Source organism: Rubripirellula amarantea (assembly GCF_007859865.1).
GTDB classification, from domain to species: domain Bacteria; phylum Planctomycetota; class Planctomycetia; order Pirellulales; family Pirellulaceae; genus Rubripirellula; species Rubripirellula amarantea.
Genome location: NZ_SJPI01000001.1, coordinates 2,027,890 through 2,048,387 on the forward strand (window position 1 = coordinate 2,027,890; position 20,498 = coordinate 2,048,387).

Below are 20,498 nucleotides of genomic sequence, written 5' to 3' on the forward strand. Positions count from 1 at the left end.
CCATGCTTGCTGCTCGTGTCATTCCCTGCCTCGACGTCCACGAAGGTCGCGTCGTGAAGGGCACCAATTTCGTCAACCTGCGAGACGCGGGGGACCCTGTCGAAGTCGCACGTCGCTATGAGCAAGAAGGTGCCGACGAATTGGTATTTCTAGATATCACGGCCAGTCACGAGCAACGTGAGACCATTGTTGATGTGGTTCGCCGCACCGCCGAAGTGGTCTTCATGCCGCTGACGGTGGGCGGCGGCGTCCGCACGATTGAGGATGTACGGACACTATTGTCGGCTGGCTGCGACAAGGTGTCGATCAATTCGGCAGCGTGCAAAGATCCTGATTTCGTCGCACGTGCGGCTGATCGTTTTGGCAGCCAGTGCATTGTCGTCAACATCGACCCTAAGCGAGTGATCCGAGATGGTGAAGAAGTTTGGGAAGTTCACATCAACGGTGGACGAAAGCCTACTGGTCTAATGGCGGTCGAATGGGCAAAGAAAGTGGAATCGCTTGGGGCCGGTGAGATCGTATTGACCAGCATGGATGCCGACGGAACACGCGATGGCTTCGACATACCGATCACGTCAGCGGTTAGTGAGGCGGTTTCAATTCCCGTTGTAGCCAGTGGAGGCGCGGGATGCCCCCAGCATTTGGCGGATGCGATTTTGCTCGGTAAGGCCGACGCAGCATTGGCGGCAAGCATTTTTCATTTCGGACAGTACACCATTGCGGAAACGAAACAGGTGATGCGTGATGCTGGAATCACGGTCCGTCTATAGAACGAACTTTGCGGTGTCGTTTTTTGGCATCTGTGGTACCATTCTCAACCCGGCAAGACCGCGTTGAATTGGCTTGCAAGGCAGGCGCCCCGTTGACCAAAGCCGCCCTTGCACCTACACCAATGGACGCGGCAATGAGCCGTTTTGGAACGAATGGTGGTTGTCATGGAGGCCGCACTTTTCGACTCGCTGAACCTTCAAATCCCCAGAGCCTGTTGTGACTGATGTTGTCCCTATTCGCACCGCCATCATCAGCGTTAGTGATAAGCTTGGCCTAGCAGACTTAGCCGCTGGTTTGCAGGCTGCAGGCGTTGAAATCTATAGCACCGGCGGTACACGTCGTCACTTGGAACAATCCGGCATCGATGTCTTGGACGTTGCCGAATACACGGGGTTTCCCGAAATGCTAGATGGCCGGGTGAAAACTCTGCACCCGAAGATCTTCGGCGGAATTCTAGCGATTCGCGATCGTGATGATCACATGGACGCGATCGAAGAACACGGAATCGTGCCGTTTGATTTGGTCGTTGTAAATCTGTACCCGTTCGCAGCAACCGCATCGCGTCCGGGAGCTACTCGTGAAGAATGTGTAGAGCAGATTGACATCGGCGGGCCATCTTTGGTCCGCGCTGCCGCTAAGAATCATGGGGATGTTGCGGTCGCGACAAGCCCCGAGCAGTACGGCGAAATATTGGCTCAGCTTGATCAAACCAAAGGAACCACGATCGAGCTGCGTGAACAACTAGCCGCTGAGGCTTTTGATCACACAGCCGGATACGATCGCGCGATCGCCGACTTCATGCGAGGTGACACGATCGGCGGCGAGTTCCCGACCAGCTTGAACTTGTCGCTACGTCGGAAGACACAATTGCGATACGGTGAAAACCCGCATCAACGTGCCGCTGTTTACGTTGACCCTACTGATCGTTCGGCGAACCTCGTCTCGGCACGCCAGATCAGTGGCAAGGAACTATCCTACAACAACCTGTTGGACCTTGATTCGGCACTTGAGATTGTTCGTGGTTTTGGAAGCCCCGCCGTTTCGGTGATGAAGCACAACAACCCGTGCGGAGCAGCCACCGACTCGTCATTGGCGGTCGCGTGTCAAAAGGCTCTCGATGGCGATCCGCTTAGTGCCTTTGGCAGCGTGATTGGATTCAATCGAACCGTTGACCGAGCAACCGCAGAATTGCTTTGCGAACCAGGCTTGTTTATCGAAGCGATCGTTGCTCCGGACTTCCAAGCCGAAGCCGTGGGGCTTTTGACGACAAAACCTCGATGGAGTGAGAACGTTCGTTTGATGCAGGTTGGTCGTTTGGATCTGCCGCAATCACCTATCCAGCGCCGATTCATTAGCGGTGGAATGTTGGTGCAAGACGCCGACCGGATGACAAGTTCACCGTTGCAGTGGAAAACCGTCACCAAGACGAAGGTCGATGACGATCTTTGGGACGATATTGCCTTTGCTTGGGAAATGGTTCGGCACGTCAAGAGCAACGCGATTGTCCTTGCCAAGGACACCTCGTTGATCGGCGTGGGTGCAGGACAAATGAGCCGAGTCGATAGCGTTGAAATTTCGATCGATAAGGCCGGTGATCGTGCCGATGGAAGCGTACTCGCTTCCGATGCGTTCTTCCCTTTTCCTGATTCCATTGAAGCCGCTGCTGACGCCGGTGTGATTGCTATTATCCAGCCCGGCGGTTCGCGGCGTGATAACGAAGTGATCGAAGCTTGCGACAAGCATGAGATTCCGTTAGTGCTGACCGGACGCCGGCACTTCAAGCACTAGGCCTATCCGCAGATGACCATTCTCGATGACATCTTGGTTCGCACTCGCGAAACCATTGCTGCGGATCAAGCCTCGGTTTCAGCGAATGAACTCGAAGCGTTAGTCGTTGATCTTCCATCGACTCGCGATTTCGTAGCCGCGCTCGCTGCCGGTGATGAAGTTCAGTTGATTGCCGAAGTAAAAAAAGCGAGTCCGTCGGCTGGTTTGATTCGCGAAGATTTCGATCCAGCAACATTGGCCCAGGCATATCGCGATGGCGGTGCGGCTTGTTTGAGTGTGTTGACCGACGAACCGTTCTTTCAGGGTTCGTTGGAATACTTGAAGCAAGTCAGGGCAGCGGTTGATTTGCCGCTGCTTCGCAAAGACTTTATCGTCGACCGGTATCAGCTCCTGCAGGCACGAGCGGCCGGTGCCGATTGCGTGCTGTTGATAGCCGAATGCTTGACCCCAAGCGAGTTGGTTGAACTGCATGATCAAGCGGCGGAATTGGGCATGGCAACGCTTATTGAACTGTTCGAGCCGAGTAATCTAGATGCCGTTTTGGCGACGGGAACTCGGTTGGTGGGCGTGAACAATCGTGATTTGCGGACTTTCAAAACAACCCTTGAACATACGCTGAACCTGCGTCCCTTGATTCCAGAGGATCGGCTTGTCGTTGGCGAGAGCGGGATTCGTACGCATGAGGATGTTATTCGCCTGGGCCAAGGTGGCGTGAAGGCGATTTTGGTGGGCGAGTCGCTGATGCGTCAGCCTAATGTGACCGTGGCGACCAAGCGGCTGCTTGGAATGGCGGTTGATTGAACTAGGATCGTAGGCTGCAACAACAGGATCTCGCTGGCAAATTGTCGTTCCGGCTTGATTCGGTGTGTTCTTGCCTGCTGCGTCAACCTTTCTACGGGTTCACCGTTTAGCACGTTGTCTCAACATCCTTTTCGGTTCTTTATTGCCAGTGTCTTCATCACACTCAACCGCTCAAGCCCCACCGAATCGAGCGAAACCGGATCAGGAATCGCCAGATCAGATGTCATGCATAGAACGTCAACGCTTCACGCTTGGTCATCGACTTGGCGCGATGATCGCGATCGGCATTTTTGTCTTCGGCGTGGGGCTGACGATTGCTCGAATTGGTATCCAGTACCAAACTCCGGGACCGTTTGACCACGATTCCCAAGGGCTCTGCGACTTTCATAACGGATTGTACTTTCCGACAATCGCTTTGCTGAAGGGATTGAGTCCCTACGGAGCCGAGTATGCCGCGTCGTATCCGGTCGCTAGGCAGATTCCGTTCTTCTCACCATCAATCCTGGTGCTGCATGCTCCTTTCGCGATGATGCCGCTTACCGTGGCCGAGGTCACGTTTGTTAGTTTGTCGGTGATCATGTTGTTGGCGATTGCCGGTCTGGTGGTTCGCTCGATCGATACACCGATCCGAGTGGACTACGTGTTCGCGATCGCTGCGTTGACGGTTTTTTCGCGTGGCGGCCACATCACGTTGTTCGATGGTTACTTCACGTTCGAGTTGATCTTGGCCACGTTCGCGGCGATTCACTATGGCAAGACCAAACCTTGGTTAGCAGCAATCGCGCTGGCTGTGGTATCAGCGAAACCAACTTACATCTTGCCGTTAGGTTTTTTGTTACTGTTCCGAGGAAACGTTAGGGCGATTGTCCTTGGAGCGATCCTAAGCGTTGTTACCACGCTTGGACCAATGTTATGGTTGGCTCATCATGAAGGCGGCGGTGATATGGTTCACGGTATCGAAACTCTGGTGGACCAAATTTCACAGGCTCAAGAAATCCATCGAGCCGACCAGGACGAATCGCCCATCCATTCGTGGACTCGAATCGACCTGCTCGCCGTCATTGCGAAATGGACTGGCGATGATCCCAAGGAAGCACTGCATTTGATCGTGATGGGAATCGTGCTTGCACCGGTGTTGTTCTTGCTCAATCGCCGACGTCGTCAAGGAATCGACGACGGGCTTACCGGTTTGACAGGAGCTTTGATTCTGACGGCGATGTTAGTGAGCCTCTATCATCAATCTTACGACTCGATGTTGATGGTGGCCCCGATCGCTGGCTTGGTGCTGGGAGCTAATGGGTTCTGGCGTCAATTCGACCACAGGACACGATTCTTGGTTGCCGCGCTAATGCTTTTACCGCTCTACAATTACTTCTCCACGCGAAGTTTGATTCGAATTTTGGATGGCGGGGAGGTAATGACCCGGATTTTCACGAGTCTCAATGGAGTGTCGTTGGCCATTTTGCTCGTGATTTTGCTGGTTTTAGGGCTCCGCTACACCGGTTCCCCTAATAGGACCCGGTTCGGCGACCAAGCTCGGGCTGCCTGAGTCGTCTTGGATCTCACGTGTGTGGAAATCGTTATAAAACTCACCAATTGCGCATCTTGTGGAATCCGGAGCGTCGGATAACACTAGTGTACAGTCGGCTGGCGGATCATGATCTTCTTGCAGACTTCATTTGCAAGAGAACCTGCTGCCAAGAAATGCACCGTGATGGAACCCATCAACCAACAATCATCCACTGAATCGTCGATTAGCAATACGAGTACTTCGGTTGTCGAATCCCGCGATTCCATTCGCTTTCGCCCCTCCAAAGTCTTCATGGCGCTTCCAGCGTACAACGAAGAGGAGGCGCTGCCTGAACTGTTAGAGCGGATCGGTGAAGCGTTCGCTGACAGCAACATTCCGTACGAAGTCATCGTGGTTGATGATGGCAGCAAGGACGACACGGCAAAAATCGTTTCGCAGATGTCATTCCAAATGCCGATCCATTTGGTGCAGCATCAAGTGAACCAAGGTCTCGGTGTTACGATCCGTGATGGACTTCGTGAAGCCGTTGATCGCTGTGGTGCACGCGACATCATTGTCACGATGGACGCTGACAATACTCATCCGCCTGGATTGATTGAACGAATGGTTCAACAAATTCATGAAGGTTGCGATGTTGTGATCGCTTCACGTTTTCAACCTGGGGCTCGGGTCGTAGGCGTGCCGGTTGAACGTCACTTTTTAAGCATCGGCGCTCGAGCATTGTTCACGTTATTGTTTCCGACTAAGGGTGTTCGCGACTACACGTCCGGTTACCGTGCTTACAAAGCATCCGTGATCCAGCAGGCATTCGCTGAGCACGGCGACAACTTTGTTGGCGAAACAGGGTTTTCGTGTATGGCAGACATCTTGTTGAAGTTACGAAAGCAAGGCGTCTTGTTTGGTGAGGCTCCGCTTCGACTGCGATACGACCAAAAGGGTGGCGCAAGTAAGATGCAGGTCTTCCGTACGATTTGGTTGACGTTGAAATTGCTTGGTCGTCATCGCACAGGCGTTAAGTAGTCGTGTCGAGCTCAAACCAAACTCAATTTCCGGCGGGTGAATCTGCGCCGCGGAAGTCATGGTTAGTTGTGGGTGGGGGCGTGATGGGACTCAAGATCGCCCGTGATCTGAATGCTCGTGGTCAAGACGTCACCATCGCTGAAGCGGCACCCAAGTTCGGTGGTCTTACCAGCGCGTGGAAGCTTAGCAGCGGTTCCGACAATCAAGAGGTCACTTGGGACCGCTACTATCACGTGACGCTGCTGAGTGATTCCAAATTGCGTGAGCAGCTAGCAGAGATCGGTCTCGAGAAAGAGATCGATTGGGTCGAGACCAAGACTGGTTTCTACAGTGGTGGAAAACTGCTTTCGATGAGCAACACGGCGGAGTTCTTGCGATTCCCGCCGTTGTCGATGATCGAGCGGTTACGGCTCGGCGGAACCATCTTCTACGCTTCGAAGATCAAGAATTGGCGTCGACTTGAAGGCTTATCCGTCGAAAAGTGGCTTCGTCGCTGGTCGGGAAATGGAGCTTTCGAAAAGGTCTGGCTTCCGCTGTTGAAAGCGAAATTGGGGGAAGCCTACAAGCAGACATCGGCTGCCTTCATCTGGGCCCACACTGCTCGAATGTATAAAGCGCGTCGAAGCGGTGCGAAAAAGGAAATGTTTGGCTACGTGCCTGGGGGATACGCTCGAATTTTGGATCGTTGGACAAGCGATCTATCAGAAAAAGGTGTGCGCCTATTGGCAGGCCACCCGGTGCAAAGCATTCGCAAGGTCGACGACGGATCGACGATGCTTGAAGTCGACTTCGGCGATGGCCGTGTTGAGACGTTTGACAATGTCGTATCCACGATTGCTTCGCCGCTAATCGCTCGTAGTTGCGAAGAGCTGACACAAGACGAAAAGCAAAAGTTGGAAGCGATTCGCTACCTCGGTGTCGTTTGTGCATCGATGTTGCTCAAGAAATCGATCAGCCCGTACTACGTCACCAACATTACCGATACTTGGGTGCCGTTAACCGCAGTGATCGAGATGTCTACGATCGTGAACCCGGAAACCCAACTAGATGGAAACCATTTGGTCTATTTGCCGAAGTATCTACCCGATGACCATGAAGGGTTGAACGAAAGCGACGAAGACTATCAAGAGAAGTGCTTGTCGACGCTCGAGAAAATGTACGATCATTTCTCACGAGACAACGTGTTGGACTTCAAGGTGGCGCGAGCCAAGTATGTTGCGGCATTAGCGACGATCGATTACAGCACTCGTTTGCCACCTATCGTGACGAGCGTGCCAGGCTTCTATGCTCTTAATTCGGCACACATTTTAGAAGGCAACCTGAACGTGAATGAGACGATCACGCTCGGTGAAGACAAGTTGAGCCAGGAGGTTTGGCCCAACTTTCTAAGTCGCTGTAACGAAGTAGCGAAATCCAACTCTAGTGATCTCGTCGCATCGGCCTAGTCTTCACGAAGGACTTGCTAACGCCGCCCACCACCGAACACGCGTCTGAGGGCGTCTTCGGCTGCTTGCTGTGAGGTGGCGGTTCCAAATTTGCGAAGGTGTTCAGGTAGTTTGCCGAAGCGCTCCTTCGTCTTGGGTTCGTCATCGGACTCGATGTCGTCAGGTTTGACATCGTTGATTTTGGCATCCTTGACGCGCTCCCCGATGGCCTCATCCACCGTTTCGTCGGTCGGTAGTATTTCGGCAACGGTATCAACCGTCCTGTCGCTTGGTCCGCTTCCGTGGGTTGGCGGGGTTTCCAAGGGGGCTTTGTTCTCGATCTCTCGCGATGGCTCGGTAATGTGCTCTGGCGAATCGTGTTGCCCCAGCGTAGGAGATTCTCGAATCGGTGACTCTTGAGTGAATTTGGAAAGCTGAACTTCGTTGAGTAACGCATCAAGTTCATCATTGACGGCAGCCAGCTTCTTTTGTGTTTCAGTGTTGCCAGGTGATGTGGCTTGGGTGTCGCTGCGAGTCTGAGGCTGATTGTCAGAGCGACGGCGAACCGAGACCATGAATTGTTGTGGCCCAACAACGATAAGGTCGTGATGAAACAGCCGTATGCTCTTGGTCGGCGTCAGTCGATTGCCGTTGACGTAGGTGCCGTTTCGGCTGTTGAGGTCGCAGATGTAAACACCGTCGTCACGCTGATAGATTTCGCAGTGCCGCCGACTCGCGCGAGAATCGTTGATCGTGAATTGGCAAGACTCGTGGCGACCCATCACAAAACGTTCACGATCAACCTTCAAACGGATTTTCTCGCCGTTTTGGTTCTTCAGCGTCAATCGAACTTTCAGCATTAACCGAACCCTAGATGCGTGATCCTCCCCGACGAGCCATACGTTAGCGTGACCGAGTGAAGATACCGCTTCGTGGGAATGAAGGTCCCATTTTCGTTTGATGAAGAAGAGGATCTCGCGAGCAATAGATGCTCTGTGACCGAAAACTCGTCTTGCCGCAACGCAAGTCGGTGTTCAGCGAGTTCGTACGGACAATCACGTTAGGACAACGGTGATTGGCGGGCGCCGTACTAGTTCTCGTCGCTGGGGCTGGATTTTGGCGGTTCGAATGCGAATTCTTGCCAGGTTACCGCCTTATCCATCGGTTCGATTCGCATGACGAGATTACCGTCCTGGTAGAGTCGGACGGTGCCGGTCGATTGGCTGACAACGATCGAAATTGCTTTCGTCTTCTTCGTGATCGCCGCCGCCGCCCAGTGCCGAGCACCAAGCCCCTTGGTCATCGTGAGATCTTCATGAGTGACTTCGAGCATCTGACGACTTCGTTCGATCACTCCTTCGCTATTGACGACAAAAGCACCGTCAAGTTGGGCTACTTCCTTGGCGTCGTCTTGAACCTTGGCGTCGAGCAGGTTCCGGTAGCTTTTGTTGTAACCGCGGAACGGATCGACTCCGCTGTCGTTACTGTGTTCGAGGACTTTGCGAGTGTCACCGACGACGAATAGCGTTCCGACTGGCTTGCCTTCACGGCCTTCGCGGCCAATTTGAGCTGCCAAGTCGACGACCATTTTTAAGGTCTGCAACGGCACTCGGCTCTCGATCATTTGCAGGTCGCGACTGGTCAGCCGCCGCATGCGTTCGTCAAGTTGCAGATGGCTGATCGAATCGAGCCGACCTTGTTGAAACCCGCTGTAGACCGCCACCACTTCGCCGTTGGGTCGGATAAATTCATCAGCAGCAGCTTCTAAGATGGCGTGCTGAAGGCGTTCCAACAGGGGCGCTTTCTCTTTGTTTAAGGCAATTGGCTTGAGACCGGCCTCTGCGGCGCCTTCCAGGTCGTTGGCTAAGTCAACAGCCACAATGACGGGCTTGCCCATCTCTGAGGTCATTTCGGCGATGCGTTTCCAATCAGTCGACCCATCTAGCAGCAGCAACAATGCATCGCCACCGAGTTCTTGGTGCAGCGCGACGGCAGCCATGATGATGGCGGAGTTGTGTTTAGTGAGTCTTTGCGTCGCCATCGAGTAGCTTGGTTCACATAGTGGAAGTCATGCCAAGTTGAGTGCATGTTTTAGCCCATTTTCGCTCAATCGCCCAGGCTTTGCGGCTGGTGATTGCCCACATTAGCCGAGAATAGAAGCGAAACGAGCTCCGGTATCAAGAACCTTCAACCACCTTCGCGATCGCTTCACATAGGTGCCCCATGCGTGACTCGCTCATGCCAGCGACATTGATTCGTCCGCTGCCGACGATGTAGATGCTGTGCTTGTGCAGTAGTTCGTCAACCTGCATGGGGTTGAGGCCGCTGAAAGAGAACATTCCATTCTGGTCAAGCAAGAACGAAAAGTCATGCCCGGCGCCGGTGGTCTTCATGGTTTCGACAAATTGTTCACGCAGCGTTTTGATACGGTTCCGCATCATCGCTAGTTCATCATGCCACTGGGCGGTCAGTTTCTCGTCATCCAGAATCGTGGCCACAACGGCAGCACCGTGGCGAGGCGGATTGCTGTAGTTGGTGCGAACCAGTTTCTTGATCTGGCTTTGAATTGCCGATGCGGTTGCCGAATCAGAGGATACAACGCACAAGGCGCCGACTCGCTCGCTGTAAAGACCAAAGTTCTTTGAGAACGAACTGCAAACCATCAGTTCGTCGCACTTAGCCGAGATCGCCCGAATGCTTTCGGCGTCTTCATCGAGCCCATGGCCGAAGCCCTGGTAAGCAAAGTCGATCAATGGCAGCAGTCCACGTTCGGCTACTACGTCGGCGATCTGCGCCCACTGCGATGGCGTGGGATCGACACCGGTTGGGTTGTGGCAGCAAGCGTGAAGAAGAACGGCGTCGCCGACGTTCGTTTTGGACGAAAGGTCATCCAGCATTCCATCGATATCGAACGACTTTTTATCGCTACCCAAGTAGCGATAGTTTTCGACTAACAATCGTTCGGAAGCAAAAACCGAATTGTGATTAGCCCAAGTTGGTGAAGGTACCCAAACGCGTCGACCGGACAATTGGTCGGCGATGAAAGCGGCCGATTCACGAAGCGCACCCGTTCCGCCCGGGGTTTGCACAACCGTCACTCGCTCGGCAGCAATTGTCTCGGCAAACACCAATTTGCGAACGTGTCCGCGGTAATCGGGACCGCCATCGATGGGTAGGTAACCCTTGGTGGCTTCCGTATCGACTAGGCGTTGCTCAGCCGCTTTGACGCAGTCCAGGATCGGTGTTTGTCCAGAAGCGTCCTTGTAGACTCCGACGCTCAAGTTCATCTTGTCGGGGTTCTTGTCTGCCTGAAACGCCTCGGTCAACCCGAGAATTGAATCGGGCGGAGCGGTTGGGATGCCACCGAAAAGGCTAGTCGAAGATGAGCTTGCAGTCATGGTTGCGATGATGCGTGAGGATACTGGGATGAAGCGAAACGCGGAGCCGAGCGAAAAACAATTTCGCATCCACTCTGGTCCCGTGGAAATGGTACTCAAAGGACGGCAGATCGACTATCGAGGCAGAACCAAGAAATGCCAGGTTCGGGAGTCAAAACTGTGTCGTTGAGCCGTCCGGACTACATTGTCGTGGGAGCCGGTTCGGCCGGCTGCGTCATGGCCTCGCGACTGGCGCATTTAACCGGAGGCCGTATTCTACTCGTTGAGGCACCCACGGTCACCGAAGCGCCGGCGAACGACCGCAATCGACCACGACACTGGTTGCGGTTGCTCGGTTCGCCGAACGATTGGAATCACGCCACCGAACCCACGCCCACCCTAGCAAATCGTCGTTTGGCCTGGCCGCGAGGACGAGGACTCGGTGGCAGTTCACGAATCAACGCGATGATTTGGTTTCCGCCGACTCCTTCAGATTTGGAATCACTTCGCGCCGCCAGCGGAGGTCAGTGGTCACGCCAACTGCTTGATGAGGCATTGGAAAGCATTGAGACGATGGTTGCCCCCGAGTCACCCCGATGGCTGAGCGACGCTGGGCAGTGGTTCATGCGGCATGCCAATCATCTTTGCGATACCGAACATCAGCCGATGGTGTACCATCGCTGCAATCGCAACGGTCGTCGCTGGAACGCAGGGCAACTCTTAGCTGATTTCAGTGACCAACGGATCACAGTGTTAAGGGCAAATGTCGATCGAGTGGAGGTGAGCGATCAACGTGTGGTCGGAATTCGCGTGGTTTCGAATTCAGGTGACTGCGAAACGATCCTGTGTCGTCATGGCGTTGTAATGTGTGCGGGTGCCATCGGCACGCCGACAATTTTGATGCGAAGCGGTATCGGATCTGACGAGTTACTTAGGCGACACCAGATTCCCGTTCGCGCAGAACAAGAAGGTGTAGGTAAAAACTTAAGCGATCACCTCTTGATGCCACTTGTTTATGCAACTCGCGGAAATAGTTTTTCTAGTGAACAGAACTCGGTCCGCGACATCGCAAGGTGGCAGATCGCGGGCACGGGTAAGCTGGTTTCCAATATTGCTGAGTGTGGCGGGCTGTTCCAAAACCAATCGTTGCAACTGCACGTCACGCCGACCCATTACTTGACTTATCCGAAAGCCAGCGCAACCGGGATGATGACATTAGGCATCAATCTGACTCAGCCAAAGTCTCGAGGCGAACTGGAGATTTCATCGGCGCTTCCTGCCGACCCTCCGAAGATCAACACGGGCTACCTGAGCGATCCCGATGACTTAGCGGGCCTCGTCAAAGGCGTGAACTGGGCTCGCCGTTGGCTCCAAAGTATCGAGGCCAATGACTGGATTGTTGAGGAAATTATCCCAGGGGCTAAGCGCGTGAGCGATGATGCGATCGCGAAAACCGTCGCGAGGTTTGCTCAGACGCTCTACCATCCTGTTGGTACGTGTCGATTCGGTCATCATATTGACACACCGGTTGATCCGAAGTTTCAGTTTCGCAATTTGGATTGCTTATGGTGTGCTGACGCATCTGTTCTGCCGGGTCCGACGATTGGCAATCCCAACGCGACGGTGATGACGTTAGCTTGGATGGCAGCCGCTTCGATTAGTGAACAGGCCATTGGCGAACCGAACAGAAGGCCTTCATTTTGATTGACTCACTTTTGCGACGTCGCTAACGTGAAGTCTGCTGACTGCTAATCAGCCTTTTCTCTTGCTCGTCTTTGAAATCACAAGGGGAGTCCATGCGACGTTTCGTGTCACCGATCTTGATGAACGTTGCATTGCTCGTCGTCTTCGGCCACAGCGATGCGCGATCACAGAATATTTCGCTTCCGAGTGAGGAAACGATTGCGGTTGAATGGCATTTTGCTCTGTCGCCCAATTCGTCGGCTCGACATTCGGACCACATGACTGTGATCGCGGTCACCAATGATGATCCGTTTTTGGCTCGGCTACCCAATGCAAATCAAGCAGATTCCGAGGATGCGACTGCGTTTGTGTTCCCCGCGTTCGCCAATGAGATTGCTGCTGCTTACCGTGAAGCAGTAACGACGAGGAAAGATTGGCGAGAGCGATTAGATTTGCAATGGATGCCATGCGGATTGCCACGTGAATTAACCAGCGGTGAAGCCAGTGGCGGTGCGTCGCGAGTATTTGTGATGGTGTGCGACTCAGAAAACCGAACGCTCGCATTGACCGTGGGTGTCCCCACAGCCAAGCAGTTGGTGGCATTAATTGAGGATGCCGAGGAAGTGCAACGGTTATTGCCTAAGACGCCTGACAATCAAATGCACTTGAGTGATGCGGTCGTTGCTCGCAGTCATGATCGTCTGAGTCGTGTTTGGCGAGTCGCCCTTGATGCTGCAGCCACAAACAGGGGCGCAAATGATGGTGACAGCACCGATGACGAAGACGTAAGTGAGCAGTTCGTATTTTATGAAACGTTCAAGGTGTGTCAGAAATTGCTGCCCACCTATATCGCGGACGTTAGGTTGAGGTTTGGTCTCGATGACGAGAGCGATTTGCCAAAGCTGGCCATTTTAGAACACCACTGTCAGACTCGTCGTCCGTGGAGTGAAGCGATCACGCCGTTTGTGGTGGGGCAACACACAAGACAGGTTTCTTCTGCACTTGTCGAGTCCATTTGGGGCCATCCCGCGATTCGATCGTTTCCTGTGCACAACGACGCTGATTTTGAGCGGTTTGCAGATTGGGTGAGTCGGCAGACGTCGGACACGACGGTCGTGTTATCGCTGAAGCCACCTGCTTCTCGACGTTATCAGGTGTGGCCCCCAATTGCCAGCGATCAATCACCAAGGACGTCGAAGTGGCGTGAGACCCATGAGTTGGCCACGGCTCAACCGCACCGCTTAGTCGATCTTCAGATTCTCGCTCATCTCATTCGTGAGAATGAGTTGGCACCAGTCGATGTGCGAGGAGTCAACGTTCGATACGCGATGCTTTTTCCCAATCGAAATTCGATCCACTTGGTGCGTGAAAACGAATCTCCCGCCCGTTTCGCTGGAATGCTGAAGCGAAATCGGTCTCATCTTGTCAATAAGAAGTAAAGGTACTACGTATGTCTCGGTTACTCATGACGTTGGCGCTGGTCGTTGTAGGAAACGGCTTTGCACAGGGGGTATCTCCTGAATCGATCGCCTCCGGTAGGCAACTCTTTGAAAAGGCCTGGACTTCGGGAAATCCTCGTCTGGGCAGCGATGGATTAGGCCCACTATTTAATGGTGCATCATGTGCCGCATGCCATAACCAAGGTGGGGTTGGCGGAGGTGGCGAAGCAAAGTTCAACGCCAACACAATTGGCATTAAGAATCTTCAAATCTATGGTGGGACGGTTAACGACTTCGTTCTGAAGAACCTTGTTTCTTCTTTCCATCCGGGATTTATCCAGCCCAATGGAACGGTCATCAACACGTTTACGATCTCGCATCACGGTGGCAGTCCACCGTTTCAAAGCATGCGAGAACAAATGTTCAATTTGATCGACATCAAGCGCGCAGATACCGGGGGAGCCTTCGACGCCAGCGAAGCGAGGCTAGCACGCGAAACTCCGATTCACTATACAAACACGATCGGTAATCACACGATCAAGCTGCAGGCGAGGTTGTTCCAACGAAACACGACTGCGCTATATGGTGCGGGCTTGTTGGACCAGATCACTGACAAGCAAATCTATGACTTAGTCAACGCTCAAAAATCACACCCCGAAATTAGCGGACGGCCAGCAACACTGACGGACGGAAGGTTAGGCAGGTTCGGATGGCGTGGAAATGTTGCAAGGCTTGTCGAGTTTATTGATCAAGCCTCAGCAAACGAAATCGGTTTGGAAACTGATCGTAAGCCACAACCAAGCGATCCCATGCTTCCCGGCTATCGCAATCCCGCAAGTGATTTAGCCGACGCAAACATCGAAGCGATCAGTGACTTTGTCGCTGCGTTGCCGGTACCGCAGCGGCGTCAGCCCGAGACGTCGAAAGAACGAATGATCGTTGAATCGGGCGAGCAGCTATTTGCGAGCGTGGGATGTGCCGTTTGTCACGTGCCAGATGTCGGTCCTGCCAAAGGGGTTTACAGCGATATCTTGGTACATGACATGGGGCGTCAATCGATCGACCTTAACCACGCGGAACCCTACATACGCCGGATCACTCCCGCTCAAAAAACTTATGTGGCCTCAACGCAAACAAGTACTCAGGGCACTCGGATGGTTGGTGGTTACTACGGACCTGCAAGTCAAATCAGTGTGGACGATTCTGTTACGGAGTTTGCGTTGAATCCTCTTCGCGCGTCGCAGAACAAATCGAGGAACCTAACGGTGAAGGCACCTGGCGCACGATTCAACTTCGTAGCCCCCGACTTGCCTTCTCAGGAACTCGTATTTGTGGAGTTGGCTTCCAAGGACAAAATTCTGACCGAGAAAGAGAAGCATGTTGACGCGAGAAGCAATCTCACAATTACCAAGGACACGACCGTACGAACGGTCCAGTATCTACGAGTTCACTTCGAGCCCACCAACTTCAACCAGGAATGGCGTACGCCACCTCTTTGGGGCGTGGCCGACTCAGCGCCTTACATGCACGATGGACGTGCTGACACGCTGCTAGAGGCGATTGCGATGCATGATGGCGAGGCCGCTGGGACTCGAGATCGTTTCTTGCAACTGCCACTGCAGCAGCAGCGAGCGATCCTTGCGTTCTTGGAAACGTTAGAAGCGCCCGTGGATGCTCCCCAGCCGGCCATGTGAATTCGTGGCTGATTTTGCGATCCTGAGCTGAGATTCGATTCAAGGCACAACTCTGCTAAGCTGTTGCAGGCATTTCTGCCTCGCTACCGTTGCTTTGTGACCTTTATTCGTGAATGAACGATCTATGACTCAGGATGAATCTTCCCGCCGCGCTGAAGAATTTGACACCGAAAAGCTACCTGTGGAGGCGATTGGCGAGCATGAGGACCTGCGTCCGCAGCCGGCTGATGATCCCATCCAGCCGGGCGCGGACTCCCAGGATCTTTACCGAGTCATGCGCCACACGATCGATCGTCTCGAGAGCGACGACACTGCTCGCGGCGATCTGAAAATCCTCTCACGCACGCTGCGTGAATTGCGATATGCCTTCACCGTCTTCCGACCCTATCGTCGCCGTCGCAAGGTCACCATCTTTGGGTCCGCTCGGACTCAACCCGACCACCCCGAGTATCAGGCTGCCGCCGAAGTGGGACGCCGCTTTGCCGAGCATGGCTGGATGGTAATCACCGGTGCCGGCGGAGGCATTATGGAAGCCGGCCACCGCGGTGCGGGACGCGAAGCGTCGATGGGGCTCAACATCATGTTGCCGTTCGAGCAGTCTGCCAACGAGTACATCGAGGGCGATGCAAAGCTTGTCACGATGAAGTACTTCTTCACTCGCAAGTTAATGTTCGTCAAAGAATGCAGCGCCGTGGTTTGTTTACCGGGCGGCTTCGGAACGCTCGATGAAGCGCTCGAAACGCTTACGCTGATGCAAACTGGCAAGCAAACGATGATGCCGTTGGTCTTGCTGGATCATCCCGGCGGCAGCTATTGGAGTGACCTAGGCAAGTTCTTAGACAAGCAATTGCTAGGCAATGCGATGATCAGCCCGGCAGATGTGAATCTTTACAAGATCACGAACTCGATTGATGAAACGATCGAGGAAATCCTGGGATTCTATCGAGTCTATCACAGCATGCGATATGTCCAGGACCGTCTCGTGTTTCGTCTTAAACAAGAACTCACACCCGAGCACCTTGAACGCATCCAAACCGAGTTCGCTGAAATTTTGGTGGATGGAAAGTTCGAAATGTGTGGACCGTTGGCCGAAGAGGGTGGTGAGCCGGAACTTGCCGAAATGCCACGCTTGATTTTTCACTTCAATCGAAGAGCCTTAGGTAAATTGCGAGCGTTAATCAATGTGATTAACGAAGCCTAGTTGGCGTCGGTCAGCCTTCGTTTTCGCCTAAACCGACCATTTCAAGTAACCGCAGTGCGTTGGTTGTGGGCGAGACGCCTTGGCGCATTTTGTAGTCGAACGTCATCTGTTCGTTTCCTTCAGCGTCGGGGCGAATGGTTTCGCGAAAATGCACGGTCGTCGCCATCGACATCAACGCTTCTTCATCAGCAAGTTCTAAATCGTGCGTCGTGATGGCGCCGATGGCATTTGACTGAATCAGATGGTCGAGCACTCGCACGACCGCGATCTGGCGTTCGCGGCTATTCGTGCCTTGCAAAATTTCGTCAAGCAAGAATAGGCAAACCCGATCGTTCAGTTTGGCCATCGCTCTGGCGTGATCGACGACACTCTTAAGACGATGCAGCTCAGCCATGTAAAAAGAGACCCCTTGGCTAACATCGTCGCTGACGCGAATGCTAGTGGTCAATTCCACCGAAGGGAGCGTGAACGATTCTGCACAAACCGGAGCTCCCGTCGCAGCTAACGCGACATTCAAACCGACGCTTCTTAGCATCGTGCTTTTGCCAGACATGTTGCTGCCGGTGACAAGTAGAACGGTCCCAGGCGGCCCTACCGAAACGTCGTTCGTCACTCGATCGGCGTCTCGCAACAGCGGATGGCCGATGGCCACCGAAGTCACCTGCGCCTTGTCGATATCGTCCTGCCAGATGGGCTTCGTCCATTGAGGGTAGTCGTCGCGAAGTGCAGCGAGCGACATCAACGATTCGAGTTCGCCGAGCGAATCAAACCAACCCTTCACGTATGAAGCATGCTCGGCTTGCCAATCTTCCAATCGACGCAGTACACGAACGTCCCACAGTGCGAAGGCTTGCAGCGGCAAGTACAGCAGATAGGTTCCCGCGGACTGACGAAGCGAACCCGCTCGGGCAACTTTCGCGAGTGATTTCATGCCTTCAAAGGCAGATGTCGGCGAGTCGTAAAGTGTTGAACGCAGCGATTGCAGACGCCCTTGATCGCTGGTTTTAGGAAGCCAATTCGCAGCCGAGAATAATTCGATGTAGTTAGTGACGGCTTGGCGATTGGCCATCGCAATCGAAAAGATTTGATGGGCGGGGCCTAGCATTACGGTCGTGATCAAGATGTTAATCAGCATGATCGCGATCAAGCCAAACAAGCCGATTCGCATCAGCAGCCCACCGCCGATTCCTGCAAGGGCCAGTAACATTAGCACGACGCCGATGACGCTGATCGCGGCCGACGCCTTCGCCCAAGCGACAAGCCATCCACGCTTTTCCAGCCATCGTTCGCCGGTAGCCCACTGCACAAAGTGATCGGGGTCTCCGCTGCTATCGCCGATTCGGCGGGCGAGCGTGTAAAACCGGATTCGTTCGTCTCGATGGGGTGCTAGAGCCTCAATCGCGGTTGTTCGTTCGCGCGCGATCGAACCGATAGCCGGCCCCGATAGCCAATCACAGATCGTCCGCGTTCCGGGAGCGGTTGCGGTCATCGAAACTAGGTGGAACAGAGAGGCTCGACCAAACAGGTCCAAGTCGCCAGCCGTTTCGCGTCGCTGTTGTGGCAGTTCCACAAGGTCTAGCAAGCGGGTCATGCGTTTGGTAGCGAGTTTTTCCCAGTCACGATGCAACCTCGCGATCAGTCGTTCGATGACGCTTCGATTGCGTCTTAATTCTTCCATTGAATCTCGGACTGGTTCATTGATCGTGGCGACGACAAAGAACAGTGCAAAGGCGAGCCATCCAAGCCACCCGGCACCCGGTACACCGGTAGAGCCGATGCTAACGACCCAAAGCACGATGGCAACCAGGATCAACCCAACGCGAATTCGACCGAGCATCAAGTCCTTTTGCTCGAGTTCGCGAAGTTGTTGGTCAATGGTTTCTAGCTGGACGCGGTAACGTGATGTCGCATCGATTTCATCGGTATTCAACGGCTGAAAAGCTCCCTGCCTTCTTGGTGCAAATGTCTCAGGTGCCTGAGGCAAAGCTAGTCGTGCCTGTGGAATCACTGGCTCGTGAGCTGCCCTTGCCACGTTTCGTTATGACCATCTTGGTAGCCACTCGGTCCTGCAGGTTTGGTCTGAAGATGGTCAGCAGCAGCATCGGCAAGAACCAAGCGATGTAAAGTCCGCCGCCGTAGCCATGCCAAAATTGAGCCGCGACCATTACCGCAGCACTGCCGCTAAGCAAAGTACCGAGGTTTTTTTGGACCGGCCAAATGGCAAAGAAGACGCAAAGGATTACGAATGCGACGATGACGGGCAGCCGCCAAATTGGTTCAAGTCCTAGGCTCCAGAATCCTCGTAGCTCGCTGGCATCTTTGTTGGGATTGAACAGACCGAACATCCGTTGCAGATGTTCGCTCAGAGAAGCACTTTGATCTAGCGACAGTGCGAACACCAGTATCGCCAAGGTCGCCAAAAAGCCCAGCAAGAACGACTTAGCACCCCTTTGCCAATAGAAACTGAACCACAACGGCAACAGAAACAATGGGTAGTAAACCAGTCCCGCTGCTAGGCCAATAAAACCACCAGCAATCAATGGCCGTCGATAGCATAGCAGTGCCCAAAGCAACAGCGCAGCCGGAATGGCATGATCGACGCGCCCGGTCATTTGTGCGGTATAGGGAAGTAAAAGGTACAGCGTTGCGCAACCGACCCCCGCTTTAAGGTTTCCAAAGTGTCGGTTACCAAACAACACGATGCCCGTAACGATCGCGAGCTGGGCCGCGATGGCCAATGTTTTGGCAACGCGAGCAAGGCTCTGCTGAGCGGGTGAAAGGTTGGTTGGCTGTGCCGGGGACACGCCTCCGGGAGCATCACTGACTGGCCGCGTTGGAATTGCGGGCAACATGTTCATCAACGCGTACCCCGGACCGAGTGCGGGACCCTGAGTCACCTGAATTCGTGAATCGCTCTTGACCACGTTGGCCATCATGAACACGAACATCGAGATGCCGATAAACGTCAATCCACCACTGGTCAGATTGGGGTCAAGCAACGGCCGGCGAACCATGAGAGGATCGAGCATAAGTCGAATCAGCAGCAACGCTTCTACGACGAACAGGTAGATGAAACCGAATCGACGGATGCTTCGATAGCGCGCGGCGCTCTCGGCAAGCGTTTCGTCAACGGTAGCCTCCGCCTGGTCGCCCGGCGTCGACGAAGCTGCCTGGTCACCCGACGTCGACGAAGCCGCCTGGTCACTTCCACTGGTTGCGGTATCTATTTCGAAGTCATCCGGCGGGATGCCGTCAGGTGAATCCGTCGATTGGCTAACTAGAGTCGTTCCACGATTCAAAAGCAGTCTCTCAAAACCATCTGCGGATGGGTCTGTGAAAGCTTCGAAGGGTAGCTTTTCCAACGGGTCCGTATCGCCATTGGAATCCTCCTGCAGATGCTGGTCTGCGGCATGTTGCACTATCGTTTCAGAATCGTCGAACTGGCGACGATAACCCTCGTGCACAATCAGCAGGCCTGGTGCCAGCAAGATCAGCAGCACGAGGTCGAGGTTGCGAATGCTCCAAAACCGGCGAAAAACGAAGTACAGTCCAATCGTCAAGAACGACGAAAGGTAAACCCATGTCGTTGGATCGGGGCGACGGTAATAGAGCAGAATTTCGCTCATAGATGATTAACGCGAACGCGGCGTTCTTTCCCTCGAAACACCTTTGTAGCTAACGCTTTACGAACGCCTAGCTTAGCAGAAACTTGTAGTTGCGGTATGGATGGGCCCAGTGATCGCGATCAATATCTGGCACTTATTCTTAA

15 protein-coding genes are annotated in these 20,498 nt (G+C 53.8%); 10 read left to right on the forward strand and 5 right to left on the reverse strand.

The genetic code is table 11. The features are described from left to right. Window positions 1-2 precede the first annotated feature (2 nt). The 6 genes from hisF (at window position 3) to Pla22_RS07415 (ending at window position 7,356) form a co-directional block, all read left to right on the forward strand. Window positions 3-770, forward strand: a complete 768-nt coding sequence (gene hisF / locus Pla22_RS07390) for an imidazole glycerol phosphate synthase subunit HisF (protein ID WP_146514042.1) — start codon at window positions 3-5, stop codon at window positions 768-770. A 217-nt stretch (window positions 771-987) separates the two neighbouring features. After that, on the forward strand, window positions 988-2,559 hold the full coding sequence (purH, locus tag Pla22_RS07395) for a bifunctional phosphoribosylaminoimidazolecarboxamide formyltransferase/IMP cyclohydrolase (protein WP_146514043.1): 1,572 nt from the start codon (window positions 988-990) through the stop codon (window positions 2,557-2,559). A gap of 12 nt (window positions 2,560-2,571) precedes the next feature. Next, the gene (gene trpC / locus Pla22_RS07400) at window positions 2,572-3,360 is read left to right on the forward strand and encodes an indole-3-glycerol phosphate synthase TrpC (RefSeq protein ID WP_146514044.1); all 789 of its coding nucleotides are present in this window, start codon (window positions 2,572-2,574) and stop codon (window positions 3,358-3,360) included. 220 nt (window positions 3,361-3,580) lie between these two features. Then, window positions 3,581-4,909, forward strand: a complete 1,329-nt coding sequence (locus Pla22_RS07405; protein WP_146514045.1) for a glycosyltransferase family 87 protein — start codon at window positions 3,581-3,583, stop codon at window positions 4,907-4,909. 165 nt (window positions 4,910-5,074) lie between these two features. Further along, window positions 5,075-5,911: a glycosyltransferase gene (locus Pla22_RS07410; RefSeq protein ID WP_146514046.1), complete on the forward strand. Its 837-nt coding sequence runs from the start codon at window positions 5,075-5,077 to the stop codon at window positions 5,909-5,911. 2 nt (window positions 5,912-5,913) lie between these two features. Next, window positions 5,914-7,356 (forward strand): NAD(P)/FAD-dependent oxidoreductase, encoded by a 1,443-nt coding sequence (locus tag Pla22_RS07415; RefSeq protein WP_242631856.1) that lies wholly within the window; start codon window positions 5,914-5,916, stop codon window positions 7,354-7,356. Between the two features lie 17 nt (window positions 7,357-7,373). On the opposite strand, the gene Pla22_RS07420 is transcribed toward Pla22_RS07415, so the two are convergent. From Pla22_RS07420 to Pla22_RS07430, 3 genes are all read right to left on the reverse strand, one after another. Next, window positions 7,374-8,195 carry an FHA domain-containing protein gene (locus Pla22_RS07420; protein WP_146514047.1) on the reverse strand — a complete coding sequence of 274 codons (822 nt, stop codon included), beginning with the start codon at window positions 8,193-8,195 and terminating at the stop codon, window positions 7,374-7,376. Window positions 8,196-8,425: 230 nt separating this feature from the next. After that, the gene (locus Pla22_RS07425) at window positions 8,426-9,376 is read right to left on the reverse strand and encodes a DNA integrity scanning protein DisA nucleotide-binding domain protein (RefSeq protein ID WP_146514048.1); all 951 of its coding nucleotides are present in this window, start codon (window positions 9,374-9,376) and stop codon (window positions 8,426-8,428) included. A gap of 136 nt (window positions 9,377-9,512) precedes the next feature. Continuing rightward, on the reverse strand, window positions 9,513-10,733 hold the full coding sequence (locus Pla22_RS07430) for an amino acid aminotransferase (protein WP_146514049.1): 1,221 nt from the start codon (window positions 10,731-10,733) through the stop codon (window positions 9,513-9,515). Between the two features lie 159 nt (window positions 10,734-10,892). Here Pla22_RS07430 and Pla22_RS07435 point away from each other — a divergent pair, with 159 nt between their 5' ends. The 4 genes from Pla22_RS07435 to Pla22_RS07450 all read left to right on the forward strand — a co-directional run bounded on the left by Pla22_RS07435 (window position 10,893) and on the right by Pla22_RS07450 (window position 16,729). Then, on the forward strand, window positions 10,893-12,416 hold the full coding sequence (locus Pla22_RS07435) for a GMC family oxidoreductase (protein ID WP_165440553.1): 1,524 nt from the start codon (window positions 10,893-10,895) through the stop codon (window positions 12,414-12,416). 92 nt (window positions 12,417-12,508) lie between these two features. Further along, the gene (locus Pla22_RS07440) at window positions 12,509-13,834 is read left to right on the forward strand and encodes a hypothetical protein (RefSeq protein WP_146514051.1); all 1,326 of its coding nucleotides are present in this window, start codon (window positions 12,509-12,511) and stop codon (window positions 13,832-13,834) included. Window positions 13,835-13,845: 11 nt separating this feature from the next. Continuing rightward, window positions 13,846-15,528, forward strand: a complete 1,683-nt coding sequence (locus tag Pla22_RS07445) for a di-heme oxidoredictase family protein (RefSeq protein WP_146514052.1) — start codon at window positions 13,846-13,848, stop codon at window positions 15,526-15,528. Between the two features lie 124 nt (window positions 15,529-15,652). Next, entirely contained in the window at window positions 15,653-16,729 is a 1,077-nt protein-coding gene (locus tag Pla22_RS07450) for an LOG family protein (RefSeq protein WP_146515295.1), read from the forward strand. Window positions 16,730-16,739: 10 nt separating this feature from the next. Here Pla22_RS07450 and Pla22_RS07455 read toward each other — a convergent pair whose 3' ends face one another. Then, the gene (locus Pla22_RS07455) at window positions 16,740-18,659 is read right to left on the reverse strand and encodes a MutS family DNA mismatch repair protein (protein WP_146514053.1); all 1,920 of its coding nucleotides are present in this window, start codon (window positions 18,657-18,659) and stop codon (window positions 16,740-16,742) included. Between the two features lie 37 nt (window positions 18,660-18,696). Further along, window positions 18,697-20,355: a glycosyltransferase family 87 protein gene (locus Pla22_RS07460; protein WP_242631857.1), complete on the reverse strand. Its 1,659-nt coding sequence runs from the start codon at window positions 20,353-20,355 to the stop codon at window positions 18,697-18,699. Between the last annotated feature and the right edge of the window lie 143 nt (window positions 20,356-20,498).

What these genes read in the sequence shown, in the direction of transcription:
- trpC (WP_146514044.1), top strand. Translation starts at nt 2,572, where the DNA reads ATGACCATTCTCGATGACATCTTGGTTCGCACTCGCGAAACCATTGCT.
- Pla22_RS07410 (WP_146514046.1), top strand. Translation starts at nt 5,075, where the DNA reads ATGGAACCCATCAACCAACAATCATCCACTGAATCGTCGATTAGCAAT.
- Pla22_RS07420 (WP_146514047.1), bottom strand. Translation starts at nt 8,195, where the DNA reads ATGCTGAAAGTTCGATTGACGCTGAAGAACCAAAACGGCGAGAAAATC.
- Pla22_RS07405 (WP_146514045.1), top strand. Translation starts at nt 3,581, where the DNA reads ATGTCATGCATAGAACGTCAACGCTTCACGCTTGGTCATCGACTTGGC.
- Pla22_RS07460 (WP_242631857.1), bottom strand. Translation starts at nt 20,355, where the DNA reads ATGAGCGAAATTCTGCTCTATTACCGTCGCCCCGATCCAACGACATGG.
- Pla22_RS07425 (WP_146514048.1), bottom strand. Translation starts at nt 9,376, where the DNA reads ATGGCGACGCAAAGACTCACTAAACACAACTCCGCCATCATCATGGCT.
- Pla22_RS07440 (WP_146514051.1), top strand. Translation starts at nt 12,509, where the DNA reads ATGCGACGTTTCGTGTCACCGATCTTGATGAACGTTGCATTGCTCGTC.
- hisF (WP_146514042.1), top strand. Translation starts at nt 3, where the DNA reads ATGCTTGCTGCTCGTGTCATTCCCTGCCTCGACGTCCACGAAGGTCGC.
- Pla22_RS07450 (WP_146515295.1), top strand. Translation starts at nt 15,653, where the DNA reads ATGACTCAGGATGAATCTTCCCGCCGCGCTGAAGAATTTGACACCGAA.
- Pla22_RS07430 (WP_146514049.1), bottom strand. Translation starts at nt 10,733, where the DNA reads ATGACTGCAAGCTCATCTTCGACTAGCCTTTTCGGTGGCATCCCAACC.
- Pla22_RS07445 (WP_146514052.1), top strand. Translation starts at nt 13,846, where the DNA reads ATGTCTCGGTTACTCATGACGTTGGCGCTGGTCGTTGTAGGAAACGGC.